This is a genomic window from Enterococcus saigonensis (genome assembly GCF_011397115.1).
Classification (GTDB): Bacteria; Bacillota; Bacilli; order Lactobacillales; family Enterococcaceae; genus Enterococcus_C; species Enterococcus_C saigonensis.
The window spans coordinates 1,725,001-1,743,213 of the sequence record NZ_AP022822.1; the positions used below are offsets into that span (position 1 = coordinate 1,725,001).

12 protein-coding genes, 1 tRNA gene and 1 rRNA gene are annotated in these 18,213 nt (G+C 37.8%); 2 read left to right on the forward strand and 12 right to left on the reverse strand.

Annotated features, from left to right (window positions below):
* Window positions 1-12: 12 nt before the first annotated feature.
* From EsVE80_RS08140 to dnaE, 10 genes are all read right to left on the reverse strand, one after another.
* Window positions 13-85, reverse strand: a tRNA-Ala gene (locus EsVE80_RS08140).
* A gap of 85 nt (window positions 86-170) precedes the next feature.
* Window positions 171-1,729, reverse strand: a 16S ribosomal RNA gene (locus EsVE80_RS08145).
* A gap of 725 nt (window positions 1,730-2,454) precedes the next feature.
* Complete coding sequence (locus EsVE80_RS08150) at window positions 2,455-3,942, reverse strand: HAMP domain-containing sensor histidine kinase (RefSeq protein WP_173103269.1); 1,488 nt, start codon at window positions 3,940-3,942, stop codon at window positions 2,455-2,457.
* Window positions 3,939-4,625, reverse strand: coding sequence for a response regulator transcription factor (locus EsVE80_RS08155; protein ID WP_173103270.1), 687 nt, complete (start codon window positions 4,623-4,625; stop codon window positions 3,939-3,941). Before EsVE80_RS08155 ends, EsVE80_RS08150 begins: the two co-directional genes overlap by 4 nt.
* Window positions 4,626-4,890: 265 nt before the next feature.
* Window positions 4,891-6,312 carry an NADP-dependent phosphogluconate dehydrogenase gene (gene gndA / locus EsVE80_RS08160; RefSeq protein ID WP_173103271.1) on the reverse strand — a complete coding sequence of 474 codons (1,422 nt, stop codon included), beginning with the start codon at window positions 6,310-6,312 and terminating at the stop codon, window positions 4,891-4,893.
* A 202-nt stretch (window positions 6,313-6,514) separates the two neighbouring features.
* Window positions 6,515-6,694 carry a 50S ribosomal protein L32 gene (rpmF, locus tag EsVE80_RS08165; protein ID WP_010753256.1) on the reverse strand — a complete coding sequence of 60 codons (180 nt, stop codon included), beginning with the start codon at window positions 6,692-6,694 and terminating at the stop codon, window positions 6,515-6,517.
* Between the two features lie 59 nt (window positions 6,695-6,753).
* Window positions 6,754-7,314 (reverse strand): YceD family protein, encoded by a 561-nt coding sequence (locus tag EsVE80_RS08170; protein WP_173103272.1) that lies wholly within the window; start codon window positions 7,312-7,314, stop codon window positions 6,754-6,756.
* Between the two features lie 140 nt (window positions 7,315-7,454).
* The gene (gene pyk / locus EsVE80_RS08175; protein ID WP_173103273.1) at window positions 7,455-9,239 is read right to left on the reverse strand and encodes a pyruvate kinase; all 1,785 of its coding nucleotides are present in this window, start codon (window positions 9,237-9,239) and stop codon (window positions 7,455-7,457) included.
* Window positions 9,240-9,308: 69 nt separating this feature from the next.
* Complete coding sequence (pfkA, locus tag EsVE80_RS08180; RefSeq protein WP_173103274.1) at window positions 9,309-10,271, reverse strand: 6-phosphofructokinase; 963 nt, start codon at window positions 10,269-10,271, stop codon at window positions 9,309-9,311.
* A 158-nt stretch (window positions 10,272-10,429) separates the two neighbouring features.
* Window positions 10,430-13,741: a DNA polymerase III subunit alpha gene (dnaE, locus tag EsVE80_RS08185; protein ID WP_173104163.1), complete on the reverse strand. Its 3,312-nt coding sequence runs from the start codon at window positions 13,739-13,741 to the stop codon at window positions 10,430-10,432.
* A 94-nt stretch (window positions 13,742-13,835) separates the two neighbouring features.
* Between dnaE and EsVE80_RS08190 the strand changes: the two genes are divergently transcribed.
* A complete protein-coding gene (locus tag EsVE80_RS08190; protein WP_173103275.1) occupies window positions 13,836-14,015 on the forward strand; it encodes a YjzD family protein in 180 nt (59 codons plus the stop codon).
* A 229-nt stretch (window positions 14,016-14,244) separates the two neighbouring features.
* Here the strand turns inward: EsVE80_RS08190 and EsVE80_RS08195 are convergent, their stop codons facing one another.
* Together EsVE80_RS08195 and EsVE80_RS08200 are read right to left on the reverse strand one after the other, a co-directional pair.
* Window positions 14,245-15,441 carry a multidrug efflux MFS transporter gene (locus tag EsVE80_RS08195; protein ID WP_173103276.1) on the reverse strand — a complete coding sequence of 399 codons (1,197 nt, stop codon included), beginning with the start codon at window positions 15,439-15,441 and terminating at the stop codon, window positions 14,245-14,247.
* Between the two features lie 204 nt (window positions 15,442-15,645).
* Window positions 15,646-17,085, reverse strand: a complete 1,440-nt coding sequence (locus EsVE80_RS08200) for an NCS2 family permease (RefSeq protein WP_173103277.1) — start codon at window positions 17,083-17,085, stop codon at window positions 15,646-15,648.
* Between the two features lie 284 nt (window positions 17,086-17,369).
* On the opposite strand from EsVE80_RS08200, the gene EsVE80_RS08205 reads away from it, so the two are divergent.
* Window positions 17,370-18,173 carry a Cof-type HAD-IIB family hydrolase gene (locus tag EsVE80_RS08205; protein WP_173103278.1) on the forward strand — a complete coding sequence of 268 codons (804 nt, stop codon included), beginning with the start codon at window positions 17,370-17,372 and terminating at the stop codon, window positions 18,171-18,173.
* Window positions 18,174-18,213: the final 40 nt, after the last annotated feature.

Here is an 18,213-nt window from a genome sequence, read left to right on the forward strand (position 1 = left end):
CATTGTTGTCAATGGAGCCTAGCGGGATCGAACCGCTGACCTCCTGCGTGCAAAGCAGGCGCTCTCCCAGCTGAGCTAAGGCCCCGTACTACTTTTTTAATTGAGAGTAAACCTCTCAAAACTGAACAAAGACAAGTGACAAACTGTGTAGTTTCCGTAATATTCCTTAGAAAGGAGGTGATCCAGCCGCACCTTCCGATACGGCTACCTTGTTACGACTTCACCCCAATCATCTATCCCACCTTAGGCGGCTGGCTCCAAAAGGTTACCTCACCGACTTCGGGTGTTACAAACTCTCGTGGTGTGACGGGCGGTGTGTACAAGGCCCGGGAACGTATTCACCGCGGCGTGCTGATCCGCGATTACTAGCGATTCCGGCTTCATGTAGGCGAGTTGCAGCCTACAATCCGAACTGAGAGAAGCTTTAAGAGATTAGCTTAGCCTCGCGACTTCGCAACTCGTTGTACTTCCCATTGTAGCACGTGTGTAGCCCAGGTCATAAGGGGCATGATGATTTGACGTCATCCCCACCTTCCTCCGGTTTGTCACCGGCAGTCTCGCTAGAGTGCCCAACTAAATGATGGCAACTAACAATAAGGGTTGCGCTCGTTGCGGGACTTAACCCAACATCTCACGACACGAGCTGACGACAACCATGCACCACCTGTCACTTTGCCCCCGAAGGGGAAGCTCTATCTCTAGAGTGGTCAAAGGATGTCAAGACCTGGTAAGGTTCTTCGCGTTGCTTCGAATTAAACCACATGCTCCACCGCTTGTGCGGGCCCCCGTCAATTCCTTTGAGTTTCAACCTTGCGGTCGTACTCCCCAGGCGGAGTGCTTAATGCGTTTGCTGCAGCACTGAAGGGCGGAAACCCTCCAACACTTAGCACTCATCGTTTACGGCGTGGACTACCAGGGTATCTAATCCTGTTTGCTCCCCACGCTTTCGAGCCTCAGCGTCAGTTACAGACCAGAGAGCCGCCTTCGCCACTGGTGTTCCTCCATATATCTACGCATTTCACCGCTACACATGGAATTCCACTCTCCTCTTCTGCACTCAAGTCTCCCAGTTTCCAATGACCCTCCCCGGTTGAGCCGGGGGCTTTCACATCAGACTTAAGAAACCGCCTGCGCTCGCTTTACGCCCAATAAATCCGGACAACGCTTGCCACCTACGTATTACCGCGGCTGCTGGCACGTAGTTAGCCGTGGCTTTCTGGTTAGATACCGTCAAGGGATGAACATTTTACTCTCATCCTTGTTCTTCTCTAACAACAGAGTTTTACGATCCGAAAACCTTCTTCACTCACGCGGCGTTGCTCGGTCAGACTTTCGTCCATTGCCGAAGATTCCCTACTGCTGCCTCCCGTAGGAGTCTGGGCCGTGTCTCAGTCCCAGTGTGGCCGATCACCCTCTCAGGTCGGCTATGCATCGTGGCCTTGGTGAGCCGTTACCTCACCAACTAGCTAATGCACCGCGGGTCCATCCTCAAGTGACGCAAAAGCGCCTTTCAAATCACAAACATGTGTTTATGATTGTTATGCGGTATTAGCACCTGTTTCCAAGTGTTATCCCCCGCTTGAGGGCAGGTTACCCACGTGTTACTCACCCGTTCGCCACTCCTCTTTTTCCGGTGGAGCAAGCTCCGGTGGAAAAAGAAGCGTTCGACTTGCATGTATTAGGCACGCCGCCAGCGTTCGTCCTGAGCCAGGATCAAACTCTCATAAAAAGTGTTTGAACAGTCAAATGACTGTTAAGCTCAAATAAAATTGATTCTGCTAGCTATTGCTTGCATGTTGTTTGCTTCTCTAAAAGAAGCGCCCTACACATTGGTTCGTTTGCTTGCTTTGTTCAGTTTTCAAAGGTCTACTTCGTTGCTTTTAAAAATGCTTCAGCAACTCTTATATCTTATCAGCTAACTTAATTCTTGTCAACTGATTTTTTCAAAAAGTTTTAAAAACTTTTTGAAACGATATTTCAGAAATGCGCTTTTTAATAACAGCGACTTTGTAAGTTTAACACCCAATAAATAAGATGTCAACAACTTTTTTAATCTGTTTTTTTTAGTTGTAAATAACAACAAAACATCAACAGCTTTATTAGAATATCACGTCCAAATCACAACGTCAAGTAAAAATTTTTAATTTTCTCACGTCAGTTAACTCATTCAGGACAAGTAATAATATAGCAATTATGGGTATAAAAAGCAACAAAAAACAATAATAAATTCCAGTTTTTCTCACGGACGAATTTTATTTATATAATTATATTTATAAAGCATTTCCATAGAATAAATGACGTACATTAACATAATCCACACCTATATTATTCGGACAAATTCTCTACTCTCTCAAAACGAAAATACCCAACTACGCAGATGTGTTTTATTCACAACAATGCATCTTTAATCCACATAGTTAGGTATTGCCGGCAAGTTCATTTATTGACGCAATTTCATTTAATCGGAATATATATTTTAAAAATAGTTCCCTCTCCCATTACACTATCAACTACAATTTCACCTTTATAACTGTCAATCAGCTGTTTAGCAATAGAAAGTCCTAAACCGTTCCCTCCTTTAGTGCGAGCACGTGCTTTATGTACACGATAAAAACGATGGAAAATTTTTTCTAAATCCGTAGAAGAGATACCTTCGCCAAAGTCTTGAATATCTATTTCAAAGAAAGCATTACTTTTTTCAATTTTCAAATGCACTTCTTTACGATCAGTAGAATACTTCACAGCATTATCTAAAATAATAATAATGATTTGTTCAAAATGATTCCGATAAATAGCTAGCGTCTCTTCTTTGACTAAATCATCATCGATTGTAAAAGTAAATTCTGGATACAGCATCTTGAAGTTGTTAAAAACTTGGTAAGTCACTTCTTTTGCTTGCGTCACTTCATTTGCATAGTGAAGTTCAACTTGCTCGGCACGAGACAAGTCTAGCATCTCCTGAACCAAACTTTTCATCCGACTAATCTCTTGTTGGCTTGCAAGCAAAGCCTCATCTAAAATTTCAGGATCATTTTTTCCCCAACGTTGCAACATACTCAAATGTCCTTCTATAACCGCTACTGGTGTTCGTAATTCATGTGAGACATCTTCAACAAATTGTTTTTGCTGTTCGATATACATTCGCATTCGCTCTAACATATCATTGAAAATATCAGCTAAATCTGCTAGTTCATCATCCGTATCAATTTTAGGCATATAAGCGTCTGATTCGGGATCTTTGCGAATAATATCCATTGTATCTCGTAGAACCTTAAGCGGTTTTAAGAAGTACGTTGATAAAAAGAAACCTAAAAAACTAGACAATATTAAAGAAACCACTTCTAAAATAATTAACGTTAATAATAGCTTACTACGAATTTCATAAAAGGAAGACAATTCATAAAAAGTTTGGGCATAACCGATTTTTTCCCTTGTTACTTTTGAAAAAATCGGATGAATAGATAAAAAGCCGGTAGCCCCTTTTATCGTAATAATTGTTGGTTCTTTACGTTTAGTTTGAACCAATTCAAAATTATTTTTATGAGTTTTTAAGATAGGTTCTTTTTTTAAATTATAGACATACAAGTTTAATTCGGGTTGTCCTAATTCTGAGACAAAGCGATCAAGTTGCAAAATATCATCATCTAAATAAGATATAGCATCCGGAGTGGGATCTTCGTCAGATAATTTGGCAATTGCAAAGTAAGCACTTTGCGTTGTCAATTCATCTTGCCCATTTGCTAAACGAGAAGTAACTTCTGAAATAACTTCTTCTACATTGCGCCGCTCTTTGGCAACAATTAAATTAATAGAAGATTTATACGTAATAACTGCAAAAATAGTAAAAACGATAAATATAAAGAAAGAACTTGCAAAGGCCCACTTAATTGTTAAAGATGGGCCTTTCAGTTCTTTGTTAGTCGATTTATTTTTTTTGATCACGAGCGCATCACATAACCAGTTCCGCGAACGGTTTGAATATAGCTTTCTTCACCAGGAACATCAATTTTATTTCGTAAGTAACGAATGTATACATCTACTACATTTGTTTCAACTTCTGTTTCATAGCCCCAAACTTTATTTAATAAAACATCACGAGCTAAAACAACATTCACGTTCTCCATTAAAGTTAATAGCAATTCATATTCTCTTTTTGTTAATTCAATTACTTCGTTACCACGACGGACCACGCGATTTTCCTTCTCGATAACTAAATCACGATAAGTAATTGTGGTTTGTTTCGCAACATTTTTATCTCCTTCAATATCAATACGGCGAAGTAAAGCCCGTAAACGAGCTAGTAATTCTTCAATCGCAAATGGTTTTACAATATAGTCGTCGGCACCATGATCTAACCCTGATACACGATCAATGACAGAATCTCTTGCTGTCATCATGATTATGGGCGTGTTCTTCGCTTGACGCACACGACGGCAAACTTCCAAACCATTTAATTCTGGTAGCATTAAGTCTAATAAAATTGCATCCCAATCGTTATTTAGTGCTGCGTCTAAACCAGTTCGTCCGTTGTAATGAACTTCAGTATGATATCCTTCATGGGTCAACTCTAGTTCAACGAAACGAGCTAAATTCTTTTCATCTTCAATAATTAAAATATTACTCATTTGGTTTTAGATCCCTTTTCTTTATATTTTTTTGCAATAAAAAATAATTGTTTTTTTATTAAAATACTATAGCTATTTTACCATGAAATGATGAAAGAAAAAAGAGGTATCTAAAAATCTTATTAGTATACAAATAATCGGCAGAAGTCGCCCCCAATAGCACTTTTAATCCTTCACAATAAGAAAAGACAGTGAGTATTTTCAAAACACTCACTGTCTTTGCCATAAACAAATTAGAATTACTCAAATTTTCATTGTTTTTTACTTATTCTTCATGATACCAACTATAGTGATAAATTCCTTCTTTATCTGTCCGTTCATAGGTATGCGCACCAAAATAATCCCGTTGTGCTTGGATAATGTTTGCCGGTAAGCGTTCAGAACGATAAGAATCAAAATAAGCGATTGCTGAAGAGAAAGTAGGTACAGGAACTCCTGCTTGTACAGCTAAAGCGACAACTTCTCGTACAGCTTGTTGATATTTTTTAGTAATTTCTAAAAAGTAATCATCTAATAACAAATTTTCTAAATCAGGTTTATGATCGTAAGCATCAGTGATTTTTTGTAAGAAACGAGCACGAATAATACACCCCGCACGCCAAATTTTTGCAATCTCACCAAATGGTAAATCCCAATCGTATTCTTTTGAAGCCGTACGCAATTGGGCGAAACCTTGCGCATAGCTCATAATTTTACTAAAATATAAAGCCTCGCGAATTTTTTCGATCAATTCTTTTTTGTCGCCCTCATAGTTAAATTGAGCTGGAGCCGGTAGTACTTTACTTGCCGCCACGCGTTCTTCTTTGTAAGCAGAAATATACCGAGCAAACACAGACTCCGTAATTAACGGTAGTGGCACACCTAGATCCAATGCACTTTGACTTGTCCATTTCCCTGTACCTTTATTACCAGCAGCATCTAAAATTACGTCAACAATTGGTTTGCCTGTGCCAAGATCATCTTTTCTCGTTAGAATGTCAGCGGTAATTTCAATTAAATAGCTATCAAGTTCGCCTTCATTCCATTCTTTGAAAATGTCAGCCATTTCATCAACGGACAGACCTAACACATTTTTCATTAAATCGTAGGATTCAGCGATTAATTGCATATCACCATATTCAATTCCGTTGTGAACCATCTTCACGTAATGTCCTGCACCGTTTGCTCCAATGTAAGTAACACAAGGTGCACCATCTTCTGCTTTAGCAGAAATTTGTTCTAAGATAGGTGCTACTAATTCATACGCTTCTTTTTGTCCGCCCGGCATAATAGAAGGACCTTTTAAGGCTCCTTCTTCACCACCTGAGACACCTGTACCGATAAAATTGATACCCGAGTTAGCCAATTCTTCATTTCGACGTATCGTATCTTTAAAGAAAGTGTTTCCGCCATCAATTAAAATGTCTCCTTTATCCAAATGCGGTAACAATTCTTTAATTGTGGCATCTGTTGCAGCACCTGCTTTAACCATCAGTAAGATGCGACGGGGTTTTTCAATTGCTGCAACAAAATCTGCAATTGTATACGTTGCTTTAAATTTCTTATCTGGATGTTCTCTTACTACCTCTTCTGTCTTCGCAGCTGTTCGGTTGAACAACGCTACTGAATAACCACGGCTTTCAATATTTAGGGCTAAGTTTTTCCCCATGACGGCCATGCCGACAACACCAATTTGCTGTTTTGTCATTTTGAGTTCCTCCTAGTAGCTTTAATCTTTTCTATTATAACGTAAAAACCTTTGCTTTCAAACTAAAGGAGGTTACAAATTATCAAGGATATCGAAATATTAAATTGTAGAGAACGTATTTTAAAAAGAACAAAATAAAAACCCACAAAGCTCCATGGTTAGCTTTGCAGGTTTTCTTCATTCATTTTCTGAAAAAAATGAATTATGCTTCTTTAGTCGTTACGTCCTTGCCATCGTAGTAACCGCAGTTGGCACATACGTGGTGGCTTTTTTTCAATTCACCACAGTTTGGACATTCGTTCAAACCGTTGATAGTCAATTTGTAATGAGTACGACGTTTGTTTTTCTTAGCTTTAGATGTTTTACGAGCTGGTACTGCCATTTGTTACACCTCCTTGTTTATGAAAAGCAAGCTATAAAAGATTGCTATTTATTCCAATCTTACTTATTACCATCTTCTGTTGTATCCAACAGTTCTGATAATTTCGCAAGACGAGGATCAATTTTGGGCGCGGCTGTTTCTTTTTGTTGCAGATAATCTTCTTCAGAAATGACTTCCCAATCTTGCCCAGCAGGCATTTGATTAGAATTTTCCTCTTCTTTTGTTAAAACCTGCAACGGAATTGCTAACAAGATATTGTCAGCTACTGATTCATCCAAGTCGATTGTCTGTCCTTCTATAAGTAAGACTTCTTCTTCTGAAATCAGTTCAGTCCGCATTTGCAACTGCTCAGGCGTCATAAAAACTTCGTCAACAACTAAATCCAGTGGTAAATCAACTGGTTCTAGACTTCTTGATGAAGGAAGCGTCAACGTTGCCTTCAATGTATAATGAATAAGATAATCACTTTTTGATACAGTAACAAGCCCACTTACTTCAATGGGAGTGATATCTAGTATTTGATTGTCCCGTCTCATTAATTCTTTTTTCAAATCCAATGTCTCAAAAAAAGTTAACGGCGTTTCATGGTATTTGTTTAATTCCAATAAAGACCACTTCATTTTTATCACCTCTAAGCAACAAAAGCTATTATACAGGGAGTATTTTAGCTTGTCAATGAAATTTTCTTGACACCTTTTCAAAAAATAGAACGAAGTAGTCTAGACTACTTCGTTCTAGTAATAAAAACTAAATAGTTCTTTTAGATAGCTGTTGTTTCACCACGGTATACAATCCCACGACGAGGGTCAACAGTAACTAATTCACCATCTTGAATTGTTGTAGTTGCATCAGCAGCTCCTACGATAACCGGAATATCTTTTGCAATACCCACAACTGCAGCGTGAGAAGTTAAGCCGCCTTCTTCAACGATAACAGCAGCAGCTTTTTCAAATGCAGGCATGTAATCTTTGTCAGTTGTTGGTACAACTAAGACCATTCCTTCTTTCGCACGAGAATTTGCTTCTTCAGCTGATTTGGCAACAACTGCGTTTGCAACAACGGTTCTTTCACCAACACCTTGTGCATCTAATAATTTAGAGCCAATTAATTGGATTTTCATAACGTTTGTTGTACCACGTTCGCCAACTGGTACACCAGCAGTGATTAAAATTAATTCGCCTTCTTTAGCAAACCCTAATTCCACTGCTTTTTTAGCAGCTAAATCAAACATTTCATCAGTTGTTGTTGGTTTTTGCGCAACTGTTGGGAATACACCCCAGTTAAGCATTAAACCGCGTTTTGTCCGTTCGTCAAAAGTAACAGCTAAAATGTCTGCATCAGGACGGTACTTAGAAATCATTTTTGCTGTATAGCCTGACTCAGTTGCAGCAACAATTGTTTTAACACCTAAGTTTTTCGCTGCACGAGCAACAGACAAACCGATTGTTTCAGTAACATCTGTTTTATCAAATTCATTAATTTGGAATGTCCCTAATTCTGATAAAGCTTTTTCAGCTTCAATGTCAATACGAGCCATTGTAGCTACAGCTTGAACTGGATAGTCACCATTAGCAGATTCACCAGAAAGCATCGTAGCATCTGTACCGTCAAACACAGCATTAGCAACGTCAGAAGCTTCTGCACGAGTTGGACGAGGATTTTGTTGCATAGATTCTAACATTTGAGTTGCAGTAATAACTGATTTTCCTGCAGCATTACATTTTTGGATAATGCGTTTTTGCACCATTGGTACCAATTCTGGCGCAATTTCAACACCCATGTCACCACGAGCTACCATAATACCGTCTGAAACTTTAATGATTTCATCGATATTATCGATACCTTCTTGTGATTCAATTTTAGGGAAAATTTGAACATGTGTCATGTTCTTTTCTTCTAAAATTTCACGAATTTCAAGAACATCTTGAGCTTTACGGACAAATGAAGCAGCGATAAAATCAATATCGTTATCTAAACCAAAGCGAATATCGTCTGCATCTTTTTCAGTAATACCAGGTAAGCTAATTGAAACGCCAGGAGCGTTCACACCTTTTCTTGAACCTAACATACCAGCATTTTTTACTACAACAACTAATTCGCGGTTTGCTTCGTCTTTTTCAGTGATTTCCATGTCGATTAAACCATCATCGAATAAAATGTGACCACCAACGTGAACGTCATCGAACAAGCCTGGATAAGTTACAGCAATTTTTTCTTTTGTTCCTTTTAATTCTGGATCCATTGCGATACGTGTCGTATCTCCAACGTTAAATTGGATGTAACCAGCACGGCCGAAATCTGCTTCAGTTGTATCTTGAACAGTTGTCCGGATTTCTGCACCTTTTGTATCTAATAAGATTGCAACATCTTTACCAGTTTTCTTAACTGCTTCTCTTACCATATTCATCCGGCCTAATTGTTCTTCATGATCGCCATGAGAGAAATTAAAACGGAAAACATTAGCTCCAGATTCGATTAATTGTGAAATAATCTCCACACTATTACTTGCTGGTCCTAAGGTACTAACGATTTTGGTTTTCTTCATTACTTAAACGCTCCTATTCCTTTATTTAAAACAGCACGAGCTGTTTTATTAACTTTTAGTAGCTGTCAATTAGAATGATAACTGTTTGTTTAAATCATATAAACTTAAATCAGGTTTGTGTTTATTATTTTCAAGCGTATCGATAATATCAGCAGCAACAACTTTATTGTCTTCAATACCGATACATAAACCGCCTTTTCCTTGTTCAAGCAATTCTACAGCATACGCACCAAATTTACTTGCTAGAACACGATCACGAGCGCTTGGAGAACCCCCCCGTACAACGTGACCTAAAATGGAAACACGAGTATGGAAATCACCATATTCAGAAAGTTTATCAGCAAATTCATTCCCGCCCATAACACCTTCTGCCAAAACGATTAAACAATGCTTTTTACCGCGGTCGCGGCCATCTTGAATCCGTTTTGCTACTGCTGCCATATCAAATTCGTGTTCTGGGATGATGATTTCATCAGCACCGCCGGCAACACCTGACCATAATGCAATATCGCCTGCGCCACGCCCCATTACTTCAATAACAAAAGTACGTACATGAGAAGTCGCTGTATCACGAATGCGGTCAATTGATTCTAAGACGGTATTAATTGCTGTGTCAAAACCAATTGTAAAATCTGTACCTGGAATATCATTATCAATTGTTCCAGGAATTCCCACAGCTGGAAAGCCATGACGAGTTAAGGCCATCGCGCCATGATAGGAACCATCGCCACCGATAACCACTAATCCTTCAATACCGAATTTTTTTAATTGTTCAATACCTTTTAATTGTCCTTCTTTAGTAGCAAATTCTGGATAGCGGGCTGAATAAAGAAAAGTCCCGCCACGTTGGATTTTATCGCCAACATCCGCAACATCTAAACGGCGAATATCACCAGCAACTAAACCTGCATAGCCATAATTGATTCCGTATACTTCAATACCATCGAAGATTGCTTTACGGACTACTGCACGGACTGCTGCATTCATACCAGGTGCGTCACCGCCACTGGTTAAAATTCCGATGCGTTTCATCTACATTTTCACCTCATTAAAATATTTTTAGGTCACCCTAAATAATACCATTTTGGCATTAACCACGTTGTCCATTTTAACATTAAAAGATAGAAATGTCTTGGGATACGAGCAGAAAATTGAAAAAATTGAAAGCGGAAAGTAAAATTTACTGAAAGTCATTTGAAAACTACGTTATTTTCCCCAAAAATATTTTTCAAGTCTTGCATTATAACGGGACTATCTGCAATTTGATATTTTTCAGCTAGTATTTTTTTAGTACCCGTACTTTCATAAAAAAGAATTATTTTACTTGCTCCAGGTGCTTGTTTAATTAAAGTATATAAGGCTGCTAACTGCTTGTCTGTATCAGCTATACCAGTTAGACGAATATAGCATGTTGTGATCTTTCTTGTATTTTTAATTTTTTCAGCTAACACAAGTTGATCGACAATAACTTGCATCTCCTGATTATATGTGCTGATTTCCGTCTTTCCTTCAACGTAAATGACATCATCTACTGCAAACGTTTGGCGTACATGGCGGTAATTATCCGGAAATATGGTTAACGAAATTTCACCAGTGGGATCGTTAGCCTCTACAAAAGCCATCTGCTCACCTTTTTTTGTACGGATCTCACGAATTCTTCTAACATATAAAAGAAGATGAGTGTTTTGTCTAGGTAATAATTCACTAATTAACTGCACCTGATGCATCGCTTTTAAACTTGCATAACTTTCAGTCGGGTGACCTGACACATAAACACCTAAATACTGTTCTTCTATATTCAAACGTTCAGTCAAAGTATAATCGCTAACTTCATTTGTTTTTAACGTCATGATATCTAATAGATCCATACTCCCGCCACTATATTCGATATTTTGAATTTTGCTCTCCAATTCTATTGCGAGTTGCCTTCGATTTTTTTCAATCTCGTCAAAAGCTCCTATTTCAACCAAAGGCTGGATCAAATCTAATTTCAACCACTTTGCGGGTAGGCGATACAAAAAGTTATCTAGTGAAAGAAAAGGTCCATTTTCCTTTCGCTCAGCAATAATCGCTGCAATAAAATCGCGTCGGGTACCTTTAACACTACTTAAACCAAAACGAATTTCATGATTATTCACCAAGTAAAAACTAAATCCACTGGCATTAATAGTAGGCGGCAAGATTTTAATGCCTTGTTTTTTTGCTTCCGTTAAATATTCTTTAACTTTCGCAGTATTATTGCGAACCGAATGAAGTAATGCGGCAAAAAACGGGGCGGGATAATGCACTTTCAAAAAGCCCATTTGAAATCCAACAAAAGAATAAGCAAAAGCATGGGAACGATTAAAACCATAATCTGCAAATCGTTCAATATAATCGTATACTTCATTAGCTTTTGTTTTAGTATGTCCCATTTCTACAGCTCCAGAAACAAAATGGCGCCTTTCTTCATCTAAAACATCTTTTTTCTTTTTACTGATTGCCCGACGCAAAATATCTGCTTGTCCTAAACTGAAACCTGCCATTTTAGCAGCTACTTGCATCACCTGTTCTTGATAAACCATAATGCCATAGGTATTTTTTAGAATTGGCACCAAGCTGTCATCTAGATAAGTTACTTTTTCTTGACCTTTTTTCCGCTTAATAAAGTGATCAATGTTTTGCATTGGACCTGGTCGATACAATGCATTGACAGCGGCTATTTCTTCGATGTTTTCCGGCCCCAAGCGGCGTAAAACATTTTTTATACCAGCGGACTCAAATTGAAATACTCCTGAGGTATTTCCCGCTTGAAAAAGCTGTAGTGTCTTTGCATCAGTTAAAGGAATATCTTTTTGAGAAAGTATATTTCCTGTCACTTTTTTGATTCCCTTTAGTGTATCGTCAATAATGGAAAGATTGCGTAAGCCTAAAAAATCCATTTTTAATAATCCAACAGTCTCCACATCGTTCATCGTAAATTGCGTTAATAAGATATCATTTGCACCGGATTGCAGCGGAATTAATTGTAATAGGTTTTTATCACTAATTACTACACCAGCGGCATGCGTCGATACATGTCGAGGTAAACCTTCTAGTATCAAGGCGACTTCAAAAAGTTGACGATTACGTTCATTCAAAGTAACTAGATCACGCAAATTACTCGATTCTTCGTACGCTTTTTTCAAAGTAATCTTTAAAGTGTTCGGAATCGCCTTACTCCAACGATTGGCTTCACTTTGGGATAATCCAAAAACTCGTGCAACATCTCGTAAAACCATCTTGGCTGCCATGGTACCAAAAGTAGCGATTTGGGCTACTTGGTAGGTTCCATATTTTTCTTTTACGTAATGCAGCACTTCTTCTCTACGGTTATCCGGTATATCAAGATCAATATCTGGCATCGTATAACGTTCTGGATTTAAAAAACGTTCAAAAAGCAATTCATATTCAATAGGATCGACATCTGTGATTGCTAATACAAAAGCAACCAACGAACCAGCTGCAGATCCACGGCCTGCACCGGTCACGATATTATTGCGATGCGCAAAATCCATTACATCCCAAACGATTAGAAAATAATCATCAAAGCCCATTTGATGAATAATATCTAGTTCATAATCCAAACGTTGTTTATACGCTGCTGTGATATTTCTAACCCGCTGTTTTAGTTGTGTGTTACACAACTGTCGCAAAAATTCAGCAGCAGTTATATTTTCTGGCACAGGATAATGTGGTAGAAGTTTTTGGTGCAATGGCAATTCAAATTCGCTACAAATCGATGCCACTTTTTGTGCATTTTCAATCGCATGTGGTTGCGTGTTGTAAAAATAATCCGTTACTTGGGAAGCGTTAATTAAATATTCCCCACTCCCTTGTTCCAACTCGTCAATGTTTTGCATTTGCGTACCATTTTTTAAATGTCGCATTACTGCAATGGCGGCTTTTTCACCAGGGTCAATTGTACTTACCTTATTAATTGCAAAAGGTTCTACACCGTTTTGATAATATAAATTTACTATTTCCTCAGATAATTGTTTTTGAGGTAAAACCCCATAGAAAAAATGCCCTTTTGGAAATAAATCTTGCAAAAACTTCAGACGACTTTCTGCTTTAATCCTATCTTTTGCCAAAAAGTAGTCTACTTCATTTCCCAGTGGCAATACACCGTACAGATTATCCAATGGTGCAAAGTCAGCCAAATCAACTTGACTATTGATTTCTTTTTGACTACTTAGAGCCATCAATTGTTGGTAACCAGCAAAATTTTTGGCAAATAACAGAATCTCATTTTCACCTGCTTGAACAGGCGAATAGTAATCCAAGTGCAACCCTATTACTGATTTCAAGCCAACGTCCTGGCAAGCATTATAAAAGCCGACTGCACCAACTAAAACATTACGATCACATATTCCTAATGTATCGTAACCTCTTTTTTTAGCTGTCTGTACGAGCCGATTGATTTCAATTGTACTTTGTAATAAAGAATAAGCGGTCACGGTATATAATTGCGGCAGCACGATATGCCCTCCTTTTTGTAAACACTTGAAAACTTTACATTCAAGAAAAATATGGTAAACTGTAATCGATAAATGAGCAAGAGAAGAGGTGTCTGCTATGAAATATTTGGTTACTTTGTTTTGGACGTATATCTTAGGTCAAGTCGTTTGCTACCTAGGTAGTGCTTTAAACAGCGGCACTTACGATTTTAAACTTAGCTCAATCATTTCCTTAATCGTAGGAGTTATCATTATCCTAATTGCCGAAGTGGCTACGCCCAAAAAGAAACACGCATAAAGCACAGTTGTGACACTACACAACTTAACTCAAAAAGATTGCAACGTGTTGCAGTCTTTTTTTGTTTTTCTTTTGTATAGTCTAATAATTTACACTTGATTCAAAATAAAAATTAAAGCTAAAAAAATTGCTAAAGCTCTTTTGATTAAAAATAAAGCAACACTATTGGTCCTTCTTACAGTCAAACTTAAACCCGCTACAAGACATTGTAACGGGTTTTTTTATGATACTAAAGTCTTTCATTTAAAACTTTGCGGAAATTAAATGTCGATAAGCAAATATTTAAGAAAACAAAACCGCTTGTAACAAAAAATACAGCTCGATACCCCATTGCATGGGCAACTGTTGAACCTACCATGGGACCTAATACTTGTCCAAAATTGGTAAACATTTGATTGTAGCTATAAATACGACTTACCCCTTCTGGTGGCGTGATTTTTGAAATCAACGTATTAATAGAAGGCATTAATGCACCTGTTGAAAACCCAAGGATAAAACGCAGCGCACCTAATTGAAAAGGTGTTTTTACAAATCCCATGGGAATAAAACAGACAAAAGAAAGCACTAAACCAAAGAGCAGAATTTTTTGATTTCCAATTTTATCTCCTAACTTTCCTAACGTAGGAGAGGAAATGATTGCCGAAACACCGGCAATCGAGACAATTAAGCCGCTGACGAATAAGATATTACTACTATCCCCGCTTAATTGACGAATATAAAGCGTCAAGATTGGACTAATACTTGTTACGCCGACTTGTAAAATTAACGAAGTAATAAACAAACCAATTAATACTTGTACGTTAGAAATCCGACTAAATATCTGCTTAACAGATAACAAATCAGTTTTTTCAATTGGAACAAAATCTTCTTTAACAAAGAAAATCGTTAAAATAGTCGTAATTGCTAAAACAGTTCCAGTAATAATAAAAACGTTCTCCATACCAAACCATTGAGCCAAAGCGCCTCCCATTGATGGGCCGATTAAATTCCCAGCGACAGCCCCAGTAGCTAAGGTTCCTAATGCCCACCCGCTTTTTTCTCTCGGTGCTTGAGAGGCGATTAAGGCAGTTGCATTGGGAATATAACCTGACAAAATACCTGTCATAAAACGCATAATCAACAACCAATATACATTCGGTACAAAGGCCAGCGACCCCATCGTAAACGTCATCCCTACTGCTGCACGAATCATCATTAAGCGGCGACCCTTGCGATCAGCTAAATTCCCCCATATCGGTGCTACGATGGCAGAAGCAAAAGCTGTAACCGAAATAGCTAAACCTGCAAATAACTCAACTTGATTTTTAGGTGTTCCTAGCTGTTCAATATAAAGGGGAATAAAAGGCATTACCAAACTAAAACTGGCACCGGTAAAAAAGCATCCAATCCACGATATGAACAAATTTCGTTTCCAATCTAACTTCATAGTCAACCTTCTTTCATTACTACTATAGCCTATTTTGTAAAAGAGGTGAATTGGAAAGCAAAAACAAATTGAAAAAACACTTCTAATAAAGTTTTTATTTCTTTAAATAAGGCAAGAGACTATTGGACAATAAAAAAATCTAGTGATAACACCTTATCGACGTTATCACTAGATACATATTGATAAATAAATTCTTCTTTAATCTTAAGAAATTACAGCTAAAATAATGAAGTTTAAAATAAATAAAATATCCACAATCCAAAGAATTGGTGAAATTTCGTCGAATTTTCCTTTAATCACTTTCACAATTGTATAAAAGATAAATCCGGCTGCGATTCCATACGAAATGCTATAACAAAAACCCATAAAAATTGCAGCAAAGAAAGCTGGTACTGCTTCTTCTAAATCTGTCCACTCAATATCTTTGAAAGAAGCCATCATCATAACCCCAACTAAAATTAATGCTGGTGCTGTCGCTTGCGCTGGTACAATAGAAATTAACGGTGAAAAGAAACTGCTGATTGCAAACAATCCCGCAACTACCACAGATGTTAAACCAGTCCGTCCACCAGCACCAATCCCAGCTGCAGACTCAACATAAGTTGTCGTATTGGACGTGCCAAAAATTGCACCAATTGAGGTTGCAATCGCATCTGCAAACAAGGCTTTATCCATTTTTGTATTAAAACCGCGGCTATCTTCTAAAGCCTCCTCATCTGCTTTGGAAAAAATTCCAGTTCTACGACCAGTTCCAATAAACGTCCCAATCGTATCAAAAGTATCTGATAAACTAAATGCTATAATTGTCATTAAAACTTGCGGAATTTTACTAGCATCCCGAAACAACGATTGCATGCCTTCGCTTCCAAAAGCTGCTCCAAATGTTGTTTTTAATTCATTAATAGAACTGCTTAAAGAATTGGCCTTCCAATCAATTGCACCAAGATCTACGACACCCATAAAAATCCCTAAAACCGTCGTCGTCACGATTCCAATTAAAATAGCACCACGAACATTACGTACAACTAAAATGGTCGTTACTACTAAACCAATAACAGCTAATAAGACCGGTGCGTTATTAAAGTTAGCTAAAGCTGGAACAATCCCACCATTCATCGTAACGCTAACTGCCTTATCTCCTTTTACAACGCTGCTTGTAATTGTGGCAGAATCTGCGCTAAAGCTCAAAAGGTTCGCATTTTTCAAGCCAACATACGCAACAAAAATTCCAATTCCCCCACCAATAGCATGTTGCATACTTTCTGGAATTGCATGGATAATCATTTTACGAATTTTCGTAATGGTAATAAAAATATTAATCAAACCACAAATAAAAACCATTGCTAGTGCTTGTTGCCATGTATAACCTAAACCAAAAACAACTGTGAAAGTGAAAAAGGCGTTCAACCCCATCCCAGGTGCTTGTGCATACGGGACATTGGCAAAAAGCCCCATTACTAAAGTTCCGATTACTGATGCAATTATCGTCGCAAGAAATACTGCTTGAAATGGCATCCCCGATGCTGACAAAATAGTCGGGTTCACAAACAAAATATAGCTCATCGCGAAGAAAGTTGTTAAACCTGCGACAAATTCGGTTGAAACAGTTGTATTGCTTTCCTTCAATTTAAAAAACTTTTCCATTAAAATTTTCACTCCTACAAAAGAATAAGGGCATATTTCGGATTTGTCATCCAACAAAGACTGATTATACTTTTCAAATAAAAATAAAACAACATTTTTTCGAGATATTCAGTGACGAAAACTATTTAATGTTCGTGTTTTCGTTAAAGAAATGAATTGTTTTGGTATTTCTACTTCGGTAAGTTTTTTTAAAGGTATCTTTTGAACAAACCAGTCAGCTTGTGAAAAATATGAAATATGTTAAACTAAAACAGCGTATCTTTTATACGAGGGGAGAAATATATATGAATAAAAAATTGATTGCCATCGACTTAGATGGTACAACATTAAACGCTCAATCCCAAATTAGCCCTAAGACTGAAGCTGTTTTAAAAAAAGCGCTGGCATCTGGCCATATTGTCAGTATCGCCACCGGCCGGCCATTTCGCATTAGTGAAAAATTTTATCACCAACTTGCGTTAAATACACCAATGGTTAATTTTAACGGGGCTTTAGTCCACGTTCCTTATACACAATGGGCTGCTGAGTCCGAAACTCTTTTTAGTCGCGATATTGTTTTTGAAATTTTAAAACAAAAAAATGATTTACAATTAGATTTTGTCGCAGCTGAAAATCGTGACACTTTCTATGTTGATCGTTTAGATTTTGGCAGTGAGTATCTGTTTGATAATCAAAAACCAACCAATGATAACTTATTGCAAAATTTAAAAACAAACCCAACTTCAATGTTAATTCAGACTAAAACAGAGTTAGCAGAAACTGTTTCAGATACTTTAAAGGCTCAATTTTCTGACTACATCGACGTAAGAACTTGGGGTGGACCGAATGCAATTTTAGAAATCGTAGCTAAAGGAATTCAAAAGGCTCGCGGTGTTGAAATTATCGCTAACGCAATGGCAATCGACCGTAAAGATATCATCGCTTTTGGCGACGAACACAACGATTTAGAGATGCTTGATTACGCAGGCTGGGGGGTCGCAATGAAAAATGCGACGCCTGACGCAAAAGCAGTAAGCAACGATATTACAACTAAAACTAATGACGAAGATGGTTTAGCCGATTATTTGGAAAAATATCTTGCTATTTAATTTTTTAAACAAAAAGGTTTGGAGTTCTAGTAATGAATAC

Excerpts from the sequence above, each read along its gene's own strand:
- EsVE80_RS08170 (WP_173103272.1), bottom strand. The coding sequence starts at position 7,314 with ATGAAGTGGTCTTTATTGGAATTAAACAAATACCATGAAACGCCGTTA.
- EsVE80_RS08205 (WP_173103278.1), top strand. The coding sequence starts at position 17,370 with ATGAATAAAAAATTGATTGCCATCGACTTAGATGGTACAACATTAAAC.
- gndA (WP_173103271.1), bottom strand. The coding sequence starts at position 6,312 with ATGACAAAACAGCAAATTGGTGTTGTCGGCATGGCCGTCATGGGGAAA.
- pfkA (WP_173103274.1), bottom strand. The coding sequence starts at position 10,271 with ATGAAACGCATCGGAATTTTAACCAGTGGCGGTGACGCACCTGGTATG.
- EsVE80_RS08190 (WP_173103275.1), top strand. The coding sequence starts at position 13,836 with ATGAAATATTTGGTTACTTTGTTTTGGACGTATATCTTAGGTCAAGTC.
- EsVE80_RS08200 (WP_173103277.1), bottom strand. The coding sequence starts at position 17,085 with ATGGAAAAGTTTTTTAAATTGAAGGAAAGCAATACAACTGTTTCAACC.
- rpmF (WP_010753256.1), bottom strand. The coding sequence starts at position 6,694 with ATGGCAGTACCAGCTCGTAAAACATCTAAAGCTAAGAAAAACAAACGT.
- pyk (WP_173103273.1), bottom strand. The coding sequence starts at position 9,239 with ATGAAGAAAACCAAAATCGTTAGTACCTTAGGACCAGCAAGTAATAGT.
- EsVE80_RS08155 (WP_173103270.1), bottom strand. The coding sequence starts at position 4,625 with ATGAGTAATATTTTAATTATTGAAGATGAAAAGAATTTAGCTCGTTTC.
- EsVE80_RS08195 (WP_173103276.1), bottom strand. The coding sequence starts at position 15,441 with ATGAAGTTAGATTGGAAACGAAATTTGTTCATATCGTGGATTGGATGC.